13 protein-coding genes are annotated in these 13,174 nt (G+C 72.7%); 12 read left to right on the top strand and 1 reads right to left on the bottom strand.

Annotation, left to right across the window (positions count from 1 at the left end; translation table 11 throughout):
* The first annotated feature begins 13 nt into the window (after positions 1-13).
* The 8 genes from AC3ZJJ_RS17740 to AC3ZJJ_RS17705 all read left to right on the top strand — a co-directional run bounded on the left by AC3ZJJ_RS17740 (position 14) and on the right by AC3ZJJ_RS17705 (position 7,229).
* Positions 14-1,075 (top strand): polyprenyl synthetase family protein, encoded by a 1,062-nt coding sequence (locus AC3ZJJ_RS17740; protein WP_489893144.1) that lies wholly within the window; start codon positions 14-16, stop codon positions 1,073-1,075.
* Positions 1,076-1,079: 4 nt separating this feature from the next.
* Positions 1,080-1,991: a phytoene/squalene synthase family protein gene (locus tag AC3ZJJ_RS17735; protein WP_489893143.1), complete on the top strand. Its 912-nt coding sequence runs from the start codon at positions 1,080-1,082 to the stop codon at positions 1,989-1,991.
* Positions 1,988-3,676, top strand: a complete 1,689-nt coding sequence (gene crtI, locus AC3ZJJ_RS17730; RefSeq protein WP_489893142.1) for a phytoene desaturase family protein — start codon at positions 1,988-1,990, stop codon at positions 3,674-3,676. The genes AC3ZJJ_RS17735 and crtI overlap by 4 nt, the downstream gene beginning before the upstream one ends.
* The gene (locus AC3ZJJ_RS17725) at positions 3,673-4,041 is read left to right on the top strand and encodes a lycopene cyclase domain-containing protein (RefSeq protein ID WP_489893141.1); all 369 of its coding nucleotides are present in this window, start codon (positions 3,673-3,675) and stop codon (positions 4,039-4,041) included. The genes crtI and AC3ZJJ_RS17725 overlap by 4 nt, the downstream gene beginning before the upstream one ends.
* Positions 4,038-4,352 carry a lycopene cyclase domain-containing protein gene (locus AC3ZJJ_RS17720; RefSeq protein WP_489893140.1) on the top strand — a complete coding sequence of 105 codons (315 nt, stop codon included), beginning with the start codon at positions 4,038-4,040 and terminating at the stop codon, positions 4,350-4,352. The genes AC3ZJJ_RS17725 and AC3ZJJ_RS17720 overlap by 4 nt, the downstream gene beginning before the upstream one ends.
* Positions 4,313-5,203 carry a prenyltransferase gene (locus AC3ZJJ_RS17715; protein WP_489893139.1) on the top strand — a complete coding sequence of 297 codons (891 nt, stop codon included), beginning with the start codon at positions 4,313-4,315 and terminating at the stop codon, positions 5,201-5,203. The genes AC3ZJJ_RS17720 and AC3ZJJ_RS17715 overlap by 40 nt, the downstream gene beginning before the upstream one ends.
* 59 nt (positions 5,204-5,262) lie before the next feature.
* On the top strand, positions 5,263-6,687 hold the full coding sequence (locus tag AC3ZJJ_RS17710; RefSeq protein WP_489893138.1) for a cryptochrome/photolyase family protein: 1,425 nt from the start codon (positions 5,263-5,265) through the stop codon (positions 6,685-6,687).
* Between the two features lie 152 nt (positions 6,688-6,839).
* A complete protein-coding gene (locus AC3ZJJ_RS17705; protein ID WP_489893137.1) occupies positions 6,840-7,229 on the top strand; it encodes a VOC family protein in 390 nt (129 codons plus the stop codon).
* Positions 7,230-7,282: 53 nt separating this feature from the next.
* Here AC3ZJJ_RS17705 and AC3ZJJ_RS17700 read toward each other — a convergent pair whose 3' ends face one another.
* Positions 7,283-7,783 carry a DUF456 domain-containing protein gene (locus tag AC3ZJJ_RS17700; RefSeq protein WP_489893136.1) on the bottom strand — a complete coding sequence of 167 codons (501 nt, stop codon included), beginning with the start codon at positions 7,781-7,783 and terminating at the stop codon, positions 7,283-7,285.
* Positions 7,784-7,940: 157 nt separating this feature from the next.
* Between AC3ZJJ_RS17700 and AC3ZJJ_RS17695 the strand changes: the two genes are divergently transcribed.
* The 4 genes from AC3ZJJ_RS17695 (at position 7,941) to AC3ZJJ_RS17680 (ending at position 13,128) form a co-directional block, all read left to right on the top strand.
* Positions 7,941-8,867 (top strand): hypothetical protein, encoded by a 927-nt coding sequence (locus tag AC3ZJJ_RS17695; protein WP_489893135.1) that lies wholly within the window; start codon positions 7,941-7,943, stop codon positions 8,865-8,867.
* A 111-nt stretch (positions 8,868-8,978) separates the two neighbouring features.
* Positions 8,979-9,737 (top strand): LamB/YcsF family protein, encoded by a 759-nt coding sequence (locus AC3ZJJ_RS17690; protein ID WP_489893134.1) that lies wholly within the window; start codon positions 8,979-8,981, stop codon positions 9,735-9,737.
* Positions 9,734-11,368 carry a 5-oxoprolinase subunit B/C family protein gene (locus tag AC3ZJJ_RS17685; protein WP_489893133.1) on the top strand — a complete coding sequence of 545 codons (1,635 nt, stop codon included), beginning with the start codon at positions 9,734-9,736 and terminating at the stop codon, positions 11,366-11,368. The genes AC3ZJJ_RS17690 and AC3ZJJ_RS17685 overlap by 4 nt, the downstream gene beginning before the upstream one ends.
* Positions 11,365-13,128 (top strand): acetyl/propionyl/methylcrotonyl-CoA carboxylase subunit alpha, encoded by a 1,764-nt coding sequence (locus AC3ZJJ_RS17680; RefSeq protein WP_489893132.1) that lies wholly within the window; start codon positions 11,365-11,367, stop codon positions 13,126-13,128. The genes AC3ZJJ_RS17685 and AC3ZJJ_RS17680 overlap by 4 nt, the downstream gene beginning before the upstream one ends.
* Positions 13,129-13,174 lie beyond the last annotated feature (46 nt).

Genomic DNA, 13,174 nt, shown 5'->3' with positions numbered 1-13,174 from the left:
GACGGGCACTTCCATGCGAGAGTCACCGGAACCGGCCGGTTGGGACACCTACCGGGCCGCCGTCCGCTCGGAGTTGGACGACGAGGTCGGCGCCGCGCGCCGACACCCGGGCATCCTGTCCAACAACTTCACCACCCTCTGGTCGCGGTTGGAGGGGACCGTGGCCGGCGGCAAGTGGATGCGCCCCCGGCTGGTCCACTTCGGTTTCCGCGCCTACGCCGGCGCCGACCACCAGGCCTGCGCCCGGCTTGGGGCAGCCTTCGAGATGCTCCACGCCGCGCTGCTGGTGCACGACGACGTCATCGACCGTGACTTCGTCCGCCGCGGGGCACCCACAGTGGGGGCGCTGTACCGCGACGAGGCCGCGGCCGTCGGCTTCGACCGGCAGGATGCCGAGCACGCCGGGCATTCGGCCTCGATCATCGCCGGGGACCTCCTGCTGGCGGGCTCCATCAAGCTCGCGGCGACCGCGGGCGCGGCCGTGGGACGCACGGGCGACATCGTCGACGTCGTCCACGGCGCCATCCAGGCCTCCGCGGCCGGGGAACTCGACGACCTGCTGTTCTCGCTGGCGCCGGAGACCGTGGAACTCGACCAGATCCTGAACATGGAGCGGCTCAAGACCGCCGCTTACTCCTTCGAGGCGCCGCTGCACGCCGGCGCGCTGCTGGCGGGCGCGCCGTTCGACGACGCCGCCCGGCTCGGCGGAATCGGCCGGCGCATCGGGACGGCGTACCAGGTCATCGACGACGTCTTGGGAACCTTCGGCGACCCGGCGACCACCGGCAAGTCGGTGGAATCCGATCTCCGCGGGGGCAAGCGCACAGTGCTGACGGCCTTCGCCGCCTCAGATTCGGACTTCAAGGCCGCCTGGAGCGCGTTCCGGCGCGGCGAAACGGCCGTGGCTCCGGTCCGCGCCGCACTCCAGGCGAGCGGCGCCGAGGCCCACGCCCGTTCGCTCGCCGCGCGTCTCGTCGCCGCCGCCCTGCGGGAGGCCGCCGGCCTGGGCCTGGACGCCGCCCGCTACGCAGAACTCGAATCCATCACCCACCACGTCCTCTACCGGGAGCAATAGCACCATGACCCTGGATCCCCTTGGCCGCTACTCCGACGCCGCCACGCGCAGCGCCGCCGTGGTCATCTCCAGCTACTCGACGTCGTTTGGCATGGCCTGCCGCCTCCTGGGCGGGGACGCGCGCCGCGACGTGGAAAACATCTACGCTTTGGTGCGGATCGCCGACGAAGTGGTCGACGGCGCCGCCGCCGCCGCGGGACTGGACCCGGAGGGCGTGGCCGCGCAGCTCGACGAACTGGAGCGCGAGACGGAGTCGGCGATGCGCTGCGGCTACAGCACCAATCTGGCCGTGCACGCCTTTGCGGCGACCGCCCGGGCCCGGGGCATCGGGACGGACCTGACCCGCCCGTTCTTCTCCTCGATGCGCGCGGACCTCACGCTCACCCGCCACTCGGACGCGTCGCTGGGCGAATACATCCACGGCTCTGCCGAGGTGGTGGGCCTGATGTGCCTGCGCGTGTTCCAATCCATGCCCGGGGCCGTCCGCGGTCACGACGCGGAGCTGGAGGATGCGGCCGTCCACCTCGGGGCGGCGTTCCAGAAGGTCAACTTCCTGCGCGACCTGGCGGCAGACGGCGGCGAGCTGGGCCGGTCCTACTTCCCCGGCACGTCCGCCGAGGAGCTGGACGACGCGCGCAAGGCCGTACTCGTGGCGGACATCCGCGCGGACCTGCGGGCCGCGGAGGCCGGGCTACCGCTCCTGGCTCCGGGAGCGCGCCGCGCCGTCGCGCTGGCCCACGGGCTCTTCCAGGAACTCGTGGACCGGCTGGACCGCTCACCGGCGGAGCGGCTGCGCACGGAGCGCATCCGCGTCCCCGCGGCCGCGAAGGCGGCGGTGGCTGTTCGGGTCCTCGCCCTCAAGCCCGCGCTCGGCGGCGCGCGCGGTTCCGCCCGGGGGACGGTGGCGGCATCGTGACCTGGCTGTCCTTCCGGCGCCGCGCCGCTTCCCGCTTCCTCGCCGCCCGCCGTCGTTCCGTGTCCGTGGCGCCTGGCGCGGGAAGCCCGGCGGCGGCAGACAATCCCTGCGTCGTCGTCGGCGGAGGCATCGCCGGACTCGCCACCGCGGGGCTGCTGGCCCGCGACGGCCACGCCACCGTGCTGCTGGAGAAGAACGACGGGCTCGGCGGCCGGGCGGGAAGGTGGAGCCGGGACGGCTTTATGTTCGACACCGGCCCGTCCTGGTACCTGATGCCCGAGGTGATCGACCACTGGTTCGCACTGATGGGCACCAGCGCGGCCGCGGAGCTGGACCTCGTCCCGCTGGAGCCGGCGTACCGGACCTGGTTCGAGGGCCACGCGAAACCGGTCGACGTTGTCACCGGCCGCGACCGGGCCATCGCGCTCTTCGAGTCCATGGATGCCGGCTCCGGCGCCCGGCTCGGTGCCTACCTCGACTCGGCGGCCGAGACGTACCGGCTGGCCAAGGCCCACTTCCTCTACGACGACTTCGCGAGCCTGCGCGGGCTCGTCCACCCCGCCGTCGTCACCCGCATGGCCCGCCTCGGCCGCCTGCTGCTCCAGCCGCTGGCCTCCTTCGTCGGGTCCGGCTTCTCCGACGAACGCCAGCGCCAGCTGCTGGGCTACCCGGCCGTTTTCCTCGGGACGACGCCGTTCAAGGCCCCCGCGATGTACCACCTGATGAGCCACCTGGACCTGGCCGACGGCGTCCTGTACCCGCGCGGCGGCTTCGCCGCGCTGGTGGACGCCATGGAGCGCGTCGCCAGGGACGCCGGCGTCCGGATCGTCACCGGCGCCACGGTGCGGAACATCGAGACGGCGCCTGGCCCCGGAGGGGAGCGCGTCTCGGCCGTGGTGTGGACCTCCGCGGAGGGCACGGCACACCGCCAGGACGCCGGAACCGTTGTGGCCGCCGCGGACCTCCACCACGTCGAGACGGAGCTGCTGCCCGAGCGCCTGCGCACCCACCCGGAGAAGGCCTGGAAACGCCGCGACTCTGGGCCCAGCGCCGTGCTGGTGTGCCTGGGTGTGAGGGGCGAACTGCCGGAGATGGCGCACCACAACCTGCTGTTCACGGCCGACTGGCGGGACAACTTCGGCCGGATCGACGCCGGACGCGACCTGAATCCCGAAACGTCCATCTACGTCTGCCGGCCCAGCGCCACGGACCGCGGCGTGGCGCCCGACGGCCACGAGAACCTGTTCGTCCTGGTGCCCTCGCCCGCCGAAACCTCCTGGGGCGCCGGCGGCATCGACGGCGGCGGGTCGGCCAAGGTGGAACAGGTGGCGGACTCGGCGATCGAGCAGCTGGCGGCCTGGACGGGTGTGGAGGACCTGCGCGAGCGCATCGTGCTCCGCCGGACCTACGGCCCCGGCGATTTCGCCCTGAACGTCAACGCGTGGCGCGGCAGCGCGCTCGGCGCCGCGCACACCCTGCGCCAAAGCGCGTTCCTGCGCCCCGGGATCCGCAGCGCCAAGGTGTCCGGCCTGCTCTATGCCGGCAGCTCCGTGCGACCCGGCATCGGAGTTCCCATGTGCATGATCAGCGCCGAGCTCGTCCTCAAGGCGGTCCGCGGCGACCGCACGCCGGGCCCGCTCCAGGAGCCCGCCGCGGCGCCGTCCAACGCGGGAGGACCGGCGTGATCTACCTGCTGGTGCTGATCGTCCTCCTGGGCTGCATGGCGCTCCTCGACGCCCGCCATCGGCTGTTCTTCTTCCACCGGCCGGTCCGCGCGGCCGTGGTCATGGCAGCGGGCGTCGCCTACTTCTCCGCCTGGGACGTTTGGGCGATCGCCGAGGGCATCTTCCTCCACCGCGATTCCCCGCTGATGACCGGCATCATGCTGGGCGAGCAGTTCCCGCTGGAGGAGGCGTTCTTCCTGGCCTTCCTCTGCTACCAGACCATGGTCCTCTTCACGGGCGGCCTGCAGTGGCTGCGGCGGCGCTCAGCCGCCGCAGAACCCCCGTCGTCACCCCTCCGAACCACCGGCCGGGAGGCCCGACCGTGAGCTTCCTGGAACTGAACGCCGTGTTCCTCGGCATCGCCGCACTGGCGTGGGTGGCCGCCTGGGCGGCCCGGCGCATCCCGCGCCGCGCGCCCGCCGCCGTCGCGCTGTCCGTCGCCGCGCTCTTTGTGCTCACGGCCGTCTTCGACAACGTGATGATCGCCTCCGGGCTCTTCGACTACGGCGGCCACGCCCTGGCCGGGATCCGGATCGGGCTGGCACCGATCGAGGACTTCGCCTACCCGCTGGGCGCGGCGCTGCTGCTCCCCGCGCTATGGATGCTGCTGTCCCCGCGGGACGGGTCGGAGCGTTGAGGGACCTGATCGCGACGTCGCGGCCGGTCTCCTGGGTCAACACCGCCTACCCCTTCGCCGCCGCGTACCTGCTGTCCGCCGGCGGGATCGACTGGGTCCTCGTGGTCGGCACCGTGTTCTTCCTGCTGCCCTACAACCTGGCGATGTACGGGGTCAACGACGTCTTCGACTACGAGTCGGACCTCCGCAACCCCCGCAAGGGCGGCGCTGAGGGCGCGGTCGTGGACCGCTCCCGGCACCGGACCATCCTCTGGGCCTCGGCGATCGCCGTCGTCCCGTTTGTGGTGGTGCTCGGGATCCGTGGGTCCTGGAGCGCGAACATGGTGCTGCTGGTGAGCCTCTTCGCCGTCTACGCGTACAGCGCGCCGGGCCTGCGCTTCAAGGAGCGCCCGTTCCTGGACTCGATCACGTCCAGCACGCACTTCGTCTCCCCCGCCGCGTACGCGCTGGCCCTCGCCGGCGCCGAGTACACGACCGGCCTGTGGTGCCTGCTTGCCGCGTACTTCCTGTGGGGCATGGCGAGCCACGCGTTCGGCGCGGTGCAGGACATCGTGCCGGACCGGGAGGCCGGGCTGGGCTCCATCGGCACGGTCCTGGGCGCGCGCCGCACGGTGCTGGCCGCCGCGGGCGCCTACGCGGCGGCCGGGCTGTTGATGCTCGGGACGCAGTGGCCCGGACCCCTGGGTGCCCTGCTGGCGCTCCCGTACCTGGCGAACGTGCTGCCGTTCGCGCGGCTGGACGACGCCGGATCGCCCGCCGCCAACGCGGGCTGGCGGCGCTTCCTGTGGCTGAACTACCTGACCGGCTTTCTGGTGACCATGCTGCTCATCTGGTACGCCACGGTGCGCTAGGCGGACGCCCGAGACCAGGCACCACTTCCGAACACCGGCCCCCACGAAAGGACGCGTCCATGGTTTCCGCCGTCTGGTTCCGCGACGACCTGCGCACCGAGGACAACCCCGCCCTGCTTGCCGCCGCCCACAACGGCGACGCGGTGGCGCTTTACGTGCTGGACGAGGCGTCGCCGGGGATCCGCCCGCTCGGCGCCGCCGCCAAGTGGTGGCTGCACCACGCGCTCCTGTCCCTGCGCGGCGACCTCGAGGCGCTAGGCATCCCGCTGGTGCTGCTCCGGGGCGCGGCGGCCGACGTCGTCCCGGAGTTCGCCGCGGAGGCCGGAGCGGACCACCTCTTCTGGAACCGCCGCTACGGCGGGCCGGAGCGGGAGGTGGACGCCGCGGTGAAGGAGTGGGCGGCCGGGGCGGCCGGCGTGCACGCGGAGAGCTTCCAGGCATCCCTGTTGCACGAGCCGTGGACGGTCCGCACCGGGCAGGGCAACCCGTACCAGGTGTTCACGCCCTTCTGGCGGACGGTCTCCGCGCAGGACTTTCGGGCTCCGCTGGACGCGCCGGAGCCCGCGGCCGGGCGGGCGCCCGAGGTTCCCGACGGCGAGCGCCTCGACGACTGGGGGCTGCTGCCTAGCCGGCCCGACTGGTCGGCAGGGCTGGCCGAGGCGTGGACCCCCGGCGAGGAGGCCGGGTTGGCCGTGCTCGATGACTTCCTCGACGGCCCGGTGCGGGACTATGCTGACGGGCGCGACCAGCCGGACCGCCCGGGAACCAGCAGGCTCTCCCCCTACCTGCGGTGGGGGCACGTCAGCCCGTTCCAGGTCTGGCACCGGCTGGCGGCCGTGCGCGGCGACGGCGACGGCCCCGGGGTCTTCGGCAGCGAGATCGGCTGGCGGGAGTTCTGCTGGCACCAGCTTTTCCACCATCCGGACCTCGCCACAAAGAACCTCCGGCCGTCCTTCGACGCGTTCCCGTGGGAGTGGCCCCAGGAGCCGGGGGCGGAGACGCCGGACATCCTGCGGAACCGGGGCGACGCCGATCCGGTGGCGTCCTCGCGCCCGGAGGGCCTCGATCCCGTCGCGGCCTGGAAGGCCGGACTGACCGGCATCCCGCTGGTCGACGCCGGCCAGCGCCAGCTGTGGGAGACCGGCTGGATGCACAACCGGGTGCGGATGGTGGCCGCCAGCTTCCTGGTCAAGAACCTCGGCGTCCATTGGCGCGTGGGCGAGGAGTGGTTCTGGGAGACGCTGGTGGACGCCGACGCGGCGAGCAACCCCGCTAACTGGCAGTGGGTGGCCGGCTCCGGCGCGGACGCCTCCCCCTTCTTCCGCATCTTCAACCCGCAGACCCAGGCCAAGCGGTTCGATCCCGACGGCAAGTACGTCGCGCGGTGGGTCCCCGAGGCGCTGTTGCCGTCCTACCCGGAGCCGCTGGTCGACCTCAAGGAGTCCCGGCAGCACGCGCTCGACGCGTACGCCAGCATCCGCTGACCCCCGGGGGCCGCGCAGGCGCGGTGCTTGTCCGAAGGTGCGTCACCAGGGCGCCAGCGGCAACCTGTCACAGCTTGGGCGGATGATTGGGCGATGGCCAGGGAATGCTGGCGGTCGCCCGACCGGCGGCGCAGACGCAGAAGGAGACCCGCATGAGGATCAACCTGACGAGTGTGCTCGTCGACGACCAGGAGAAGGCGCTCCGGTTCTACACCGATGTGCTGGGTTTTGTGGTGAAGCACGATGTGCCGCTGGGCCAGGACCGGTGGCTGACCGTCGTCTCGCCGCAGGACCCGGACGGCACCGAGCTGCTGCTCGAACCCAGTGGCCACCCCGCCGCCAAGCCGTACAAGGAGGCCCTCGTGGCGGACGGCATACCGTTCACCCAGTTCGCCGTGGACGACGTCCAGGCCGAGTTCGAGCGGTTGCGCGAGCTCGGCGTGGGCTTCACCCAGGACCCCGCAGCCATGGGGCCTGTGACCACCGCGGTGTTGGACGACACCTGCGGCAACCTGATCCAGATCATTCACCAGGAGGGGTAGCGGCGCGGGCCCGGGTTTGCCGGCGGCGGGACCGCCCCGGAATCCGGGGAGGGTTAGCGCGTGGCGAAATGCCAGACGACGCCGATGGCCCACACCGACGACGCGAGCGCGGCGCACCCGAACTCGACCAGGATTCCGATCCCGGTCGCCTTCAGCGCGGACCCGCTGGCGCGCATGGCCGCGCCGAAGTCCTTGCGCCGCGCGAATTCGGAGAGGAAGAGCCCCAGGCCGAACCCGACGAACAGGCCGACGATGGGGATCAGGAACATGCCCACGATCGCGCAGGCCAGCGCGACCGCGATGGAACCCTTCGGGATCCGCTGCCGCTGAAGGTTGCGGCCGGTCAGGACGGCGGAGGCCGCCCACCCGACACCGGCTATGGCCATGCCGAGGATCGCCGCCGTCCAGGAGGCGCCGCTGCCAAGTATCCAGCCCCAGCCGAGCAGTGCGCCGATCGCCAGCCAGCTTCCCGGAAGGATCGGATACACGGTCCCGACGGCGGCGACGACAAGCAGCAGTCCGGCGACTATGGTGACGATGATTTGAGTGTCCACGGCCCAAGTCTGCCATCGGGACGGCTTCGGGAGCCGCAGCCGGGAACGCCACACCGGTCCGGGGAACGGCGCGGGGAGCCGGGGAGTTGTACGAGGTGGGCGCGGCGCTTAGCGTCGGGCAAAAGAGCTTGATCCAACCGAGGCAAGGAGCACCATCATGGGCATGTTCGACAAGCTGGTCCAGAAGGGCAAGCGAATGGCCGGGGAGTACGTCAAGGAGCAGTTGGGCCAGCGGTCGGGCCAACCGCGCCAGCAAGGTTATGGTCAACCACAAGGCCAACAGGGGTACGGGCAGCAGCAGGGCTACGGCCAACCACAAGGCCAACAGGGGTACGGGCAGCAGCAGGGCTACGGCCAACCGCAGGGCCAACAGGGCTACGGGCAGCAGAACTACGGGCAACAGCAAGGCTATGGCCAGCCGCAGGGCCAGCAGCCCTATGGCCGCCAGGCGCCGCAGGCTGGGCGTCCGTCCGGGCAAGGCTCCGCGGGCGACCAGGCCGCCGTCGCCAAGTACAAGTACATGCTGCGCACTGCCCCGCCGGAGGACATGGAGCGCGCACACCAGGAGGCCTTCTCCCGGCTGACGCCGCAGCAGCGGGCGCTGCTGCAGACCGAGCTGGGCGAGCAGCTGCCCCCGGCCGAGCGACCGCGTTCCGACCGGCCCGAGGACCTCGCACGCGCGGCAACTCGCGCCGAGCTGTCACGCCCGGGCTTTATGGAGAAGATCCTGAGCCGCGGCGGTTCCACTGGCGGCCGCCGCGGGGGCATGGGCGGCATGGCCGCGGGCGCCGCCGGAGGCCTGGGAGCGGGCCTGCTCGCCGGCGTAGCCGGCGCGTTCATCGGCTCCGCGATCGCCGGCCCCCTGCTGGAGGGCTTCTCCGGCATCGGCGACGGGCTGGCGGGCGCGGCGGAGGGTCTCGGCGAGGGCTTCGGCGGACTGGAGGAATCCGTCGCGGGCATCGGCGACCAGGTGACGGGCGTCGGCGAGGAGATCACGGGACAGGCCGGCGGCCTGTTCGACGGCTTCCTCGGCGGCGAGGGCGGACTGTTCGGCGGAGACAACGCCAGCGACTGGGAAATCTAGCGTTGCGGGTGGTCGCGCCAACACCACGCGCGGCCACCCGCGAATAATATTGTTGAACAATCCGCGTCTCTGGTGCATGCTTGAAGGACCACCAACGAGACGGGGATCACCATGGCCACCATCGACCTCAACAGCGACGTCGGCGAGTCCTTCGGCAACTGGACCCTAGGCGACGACAAGGCGATCTTCCGCTCGGTCTCCAGCGCCAACGTGGCATGCGGCTTCCATGCGGGGGACCCGAGCACCATCGCCCGGACCTGCCGCGAGGCCGTCGCCGCCGGCGTGACGATCGGGGCCCACGTCGGCTACCGGGACCTCGCCGGATTCGGCCGCCGCTTCCTGGACTGCTCCCCCACCGAGCTCGCGGACGACGTCCTCTACCAGCTCGGCGCGCTCGACGCCATGTCCCGCGCGGCCGGCGGCACCATCCGCTACGTGAAACCCCACGGGGCGCTCTACAACGCGATCTTCTCCCACGAGCCCCACGCCCGCGCCGTCGTCGACGCCGTCCGCACCTTCGGCGGCGAGCTCCCGCTGCTGCTGCTCCCGGGGTCGCTGGCCCTGAAGCTGGCCGAGGGCGCCGGCCTGCGCGCCGTCTCCGAGGCCTTCGCCGACCGCGCGTACAACCCCAACGGGACCCTCGTGTCCCGCCGCGAGGAGGGCGCCGTGCTGCACGACCACCAACTGGTCACGGCCAACATGCTGCGCCTCGCCACCGAGGGCAAGATCGTTGCCCGGGACGGATCGGTCATCCGCACGGACGCCGAAAGCATCTGCGTCCACGGCGACACGGAGGGCTCCGTGGCCATGGCGGCCGCGGTGCGCGCCGGGCTGGAGAACGCCGGCGTCGAGATCCGGAGCTTCGTATGAGCCAGGCCGGCTTCCGCTGGGCCGGTACCCGCTCCGTCCTCGTCGAGCTCGAATCGCTGGACGCCGTCCTCGGCCTCCACGGTCTGCTGCTGGAAAGCCCGCTTCCCGGACAGGTCGATGTCCTCGCCGCCGCCGAGACCGTCCTGGTCAAGTTCGATTCGCGCGCCAACGCGCTGCGCGGGCGGGCCGTCCTCGAGGGCCGCCTGCCCGACGCCGGGACCGGGCACGCCGCCCAAGCCTCCCCACCGGTCGAGATCGACGTCGTGTACGACGGCGAGGATCTCGCCGAGGTCGGGCGCCTCACCGGCCTTGGCCCCGACGGCGTCGTTGCCGCGCATACCGGCCAGCTCTGGACGGCGGCCTTCGGCGGGTTCGCCCCCGGGTTCGCATACCTCGTCGGCGAGAACACCTCGCTCAACGTTCCCCGCCGCGGGACTCCACGCACGGCGGTCCCGGCGGGGTCCGTGGCCCTGGCGGGGAACTTCTCCGCCGTCTACCCGCGGCAGTCCCCGGGCGGGTGGCAGCTCATCGGGCACACGCGCGCCGCCATGTGGGACCTGGGGCGCGATCGTCCCGCGCTGGTCCGCCCTGGCGACACCGTCCGCTACCGCGCCGTCCGCGAATCAATGGACCTGGCGGGGCCGGGGCGCGACGACCACCGCGTCCCGGACTCCCGGGAGCACGCCGCCGCGCTCGAGGTCCGCTCCCCCGGACTGCAGTCGCTGATCCAAGACCTCGGCCGACCGGGGTTCGGCGACCTCGGCGTCTCGGCCTCCGGCGCGGCGGACCAGACCGCCGCGCGGCAGGCCAACCGGCTCGTGGGCAACACGCCCGGCGCCGCCGTCGTCGAGTCCCTCCTCGGCGGGCTCGAGGTCACCGCCCGGGGCGAACTGGTCCTGGCGCTTGCGGGCGCCGAGACCCCCGCCGGCATCGACGGCCCCCGCGGACCGCGGCCCGCGCCGCTTCGCGCACCGTTCGCGCTGCGGGACGGCGAGACGCTCGCGCTCGGGGCGCCTTCCGCCGGGCTGCGCTCCTATCTAGCCGTCCGCGGCGGCATCGCCGTCCCCGCAGTCCTCGGGAGCCGGTCCACGGACTCCATGTCCGGGATCGGGCATCCGCCGCTGGCCCCGGGCACAGTCCTCGGCGTCGGCGAGGCGGCCCCAGGCCAGATCGTGGGCCACCCCGAACAGTCCACGCTGCGCCCCTCCGGCGAGGTCACCCTGCGGATCACGTTCGGCCCGCGCGACGACTGGTTCGGACCCGACGCGATCGACGCGCTCACCGGCCACGCCTGGGCCGCCACGTCCCAGTCCAACCGCATCGGCGTCCGGCTGGAGCCGGGACCCGGGGCGCGACCGCTGGAGCGGATCCGCGGGGGCGAACTCCCCAGCGAGGGAGCCGTCGCCGGGGCGCTTCAGGTCCCGCCGTCGGGCCTGCCCGTCCTCTTCCTGGCCGACCACCCCGTGACGGGCGGCTATCCGGTGGTCGCCGTCGTTGTGCCGGAGGACCTGCCCGCCGCCGCGCAACTGGCGCCCGGCTCGCCGGTGCGCTTCGCCGTCGTCGACCCCGACACCCTCCAATCCACGGCCCCACCGCACGCCGCCCGACTTCCCGAAGGAATCCACCCATGAAGAAGGTCCTGATCGCCAACCGCGGAGAGATCGCGGTGCGCGTCGCTCGCGCCTGCACCGACGCGGGTCTGGGCTCCGTCGCCGTCTACTCGGACCCAGACGCCGATGCGCTGCACGTCCGGCTCGCCGACGAGGCCTACGCGCTGGGCGGTTCCGCCAGCGCGGACACCTACCTGAGCATCCCCAAGCTGCTGGACGCCGCCCACCGCTCCGGCGCGGACGCCGTCCACCCGGGCTACGGGTTCCTCTCCGAGAACGCCGACTTCGCCCAGGCCGTCATCGACGCCGGGCTCCGCTGGATCGGGCCCGCCCCGCAGGCAATCCGCGACCTCGGCAACAAGGTCACGGCCCGGGAGATCGCGGTCCGTGCCGGGGCGCCGCTGGTTCCCGGGACGGACGGCCCCGTGGCAGACGCAGGAGAGGTCCGGGCGTTCGCGGAGGCCCACGGGGTCCCGGTGGCCATCAAGGCAGCGTTCGGCGGCGGAGGCCGCGGGCTGAAGATTGCCCGTCGCATGGAGGACATCGAGGACGCGTTCGAGTCCGCGGTCCGCGAGGCCACCATGGCGTTCGGCCGGGGCGAGTGCTTCGTCGAACGGTTCCTGGACAAGCCGCGCCACGTCGAGGCCCAGGTCCTCGCCGACACCCACGGGAACGTGGTGGTGGTCGGGACCCGCGACTGCTCGCTGCAGCGCCGCAACCAGAAGCTGGTCGAGGAGGCGCCCGCCCCGTTCCTCACCGACGACCAGCGGTCCCGCATCCACGAGTCGGCGAAGGCGATCTGCCGAGAGGCCGGCTACACCGGCGCCGGGACCGTGGAATACCTGGTGGCGCCGGACGGGGTCATCTCCTTCCTCGAGGTCAACACGCGCCTCCAGGTGGAGCACCCGGTCACCGAGGAGACCACCGGCGTCGACCTGGTTCGCGAACAGTTCCGCATCGCGGACGGCCTGGAGCTGTCCCTCACCCAGGACCCCGAACCGCGCGGGCACGCGATCGAATTCCGGCTCAACGCGGAGGATCCCGCGCGGGGATTCCTGCCCTCGCCGGGCGTGGTCGAGGCGTTCGAGGCCCCGACCGGGGCGGGCATCCGCGTGGACACCGGCGTGCGCTCCGGCTCCACCATCCCGGCCGAGTACGACTCGCTGCTGGCCAAGCTGATCGTGCACGGCGAGGACCGGCCGCAGGCCATCCGCCGCGCCCGCGCCGCCCTCGACGAACTGGTCATCCGCGGGCTGCCGACCGTGGTCCCGTTCCACAGGGCCGTCGTGCGCCACCCGGCCTTCACGGCCGAGGACGCGCTCGGCGTGCACACCACCTGGATCGAGTCCGGCTTCGCTGAGGAACTGGCGGCCTCCGACGAGCTCGCCGCGGCGGCTCCGGGTGCCGAGCGCGAGCGGATCACCGTGGAGATCGACGGCAAGGCCGTGCAACTGGGCCTGCCCGCCCGCCTCCTGGCGGCCCTGCTCGGCGGCGGCGGCTCGTGGGGCGATCGCGCCGCCGGTTCCGGCCCGGACGCCGAGTCCACGCTGGATGCGGGATCCGGGGACGGGCAGGTCCTGGCGTCGCCGATGAACGGCAACCTGGTCAAGTGGCTGGCCGACGACGGCGCCGCGGTCGACGCGGGCGCCCCGATCGCCGTGCTGGAGGCCATGAAGATGGAAACCACCGTGGCCGCCCACCGCGCCGGCACCCTGGCGCGTGGCGGGCAGGAGCCGGGCACCGCCGTCGTGCGCGGCGAGCAGCTGGCGACGATCGCCTGATCCGCCGTGGCCCGGCGTTTCGACGAAGCTAGCTGCCCTCCCCCAC

This window comes from Arthrobacter sp. AOP29-A2-19 (assembly GCF_058138025.1).
The sequence above is the reverse complement of the archived record's forward strand: the minus strand, read 5'-3'. Positions and strand labels throughout refer to the sequence as shown.

Excerpts from the sequence above, each read along its gene's own strand:
- AC3ZJJ_RS17740 (WP_489893144.1), top strand. The coding sequence starts at position 14 with ATGCGAGAGTCACCGGAACCGGCCGGTTGGGACACCTACCGGGCCGCC.
- AC3ZJJ_RS17735 (WP_489893143.1), top strand. The coding sequence starts at position 1,080 with ATGACCCTGGATCCCCTTGGCCGCTACTCCGACGCCGCCACGCGCAGC.
- AC3ZJJ_RS17715 (WP_489893139.1), top strand. The coding sequence starts at position 4,313 with ATGGATGCTGCTGTCCCCGCGGGACGGGTCGGAGCGTTGAGGGACCTG.
- AC3ZJJ_RS17710 (WP_489893138.1), top strand. The coding sequence starts at position 5,263 with ATGGTTTCCGCCGTCTGGTTCCGCGACGACCTGCGCACCGAGGACAAC.
- AC3ZJJ_RS17705 (WP_489893137.1), top strand. The coding sequence starts at position 6,840 with ATGAGGATCAACCTGACGAGTGTGCTCGTCGACGACCAGGAGAAGGCG.
- AC3ZJJ_RS17695 (WP_489893135.1), top strand. The coding sequence starts at position 7,941 with ATGGGCATGTTCGACAAGCTGGTCCAGAAGGGCAAGCGAATGGCCGGG.
- AC3ZJJ_RS17690 (WP_489893134.1), top strand. The coding sequence starts at position 8,979 with ATGGCCACCATCGACCTCAACAGCGACGTCGGCGAGTCCTTCGGCAAC.
- AC3ZJJ_RS17685 (WP_489893133.1), top strand. The coding sequence starts at position 9,734 with ATGAGCCAGGCCGGCTTCCGCTGGGCCGGTACCCGCTCCGTCCTCGTC.
- AC3ZJJ_RS17680 (WP_489893132.1), top strand. The coding sequence starts at position 11,365 with ATGAAGAAGGTCCTGATCGCCAACCGCGGAGAGATCGCGGTGCGCGTC.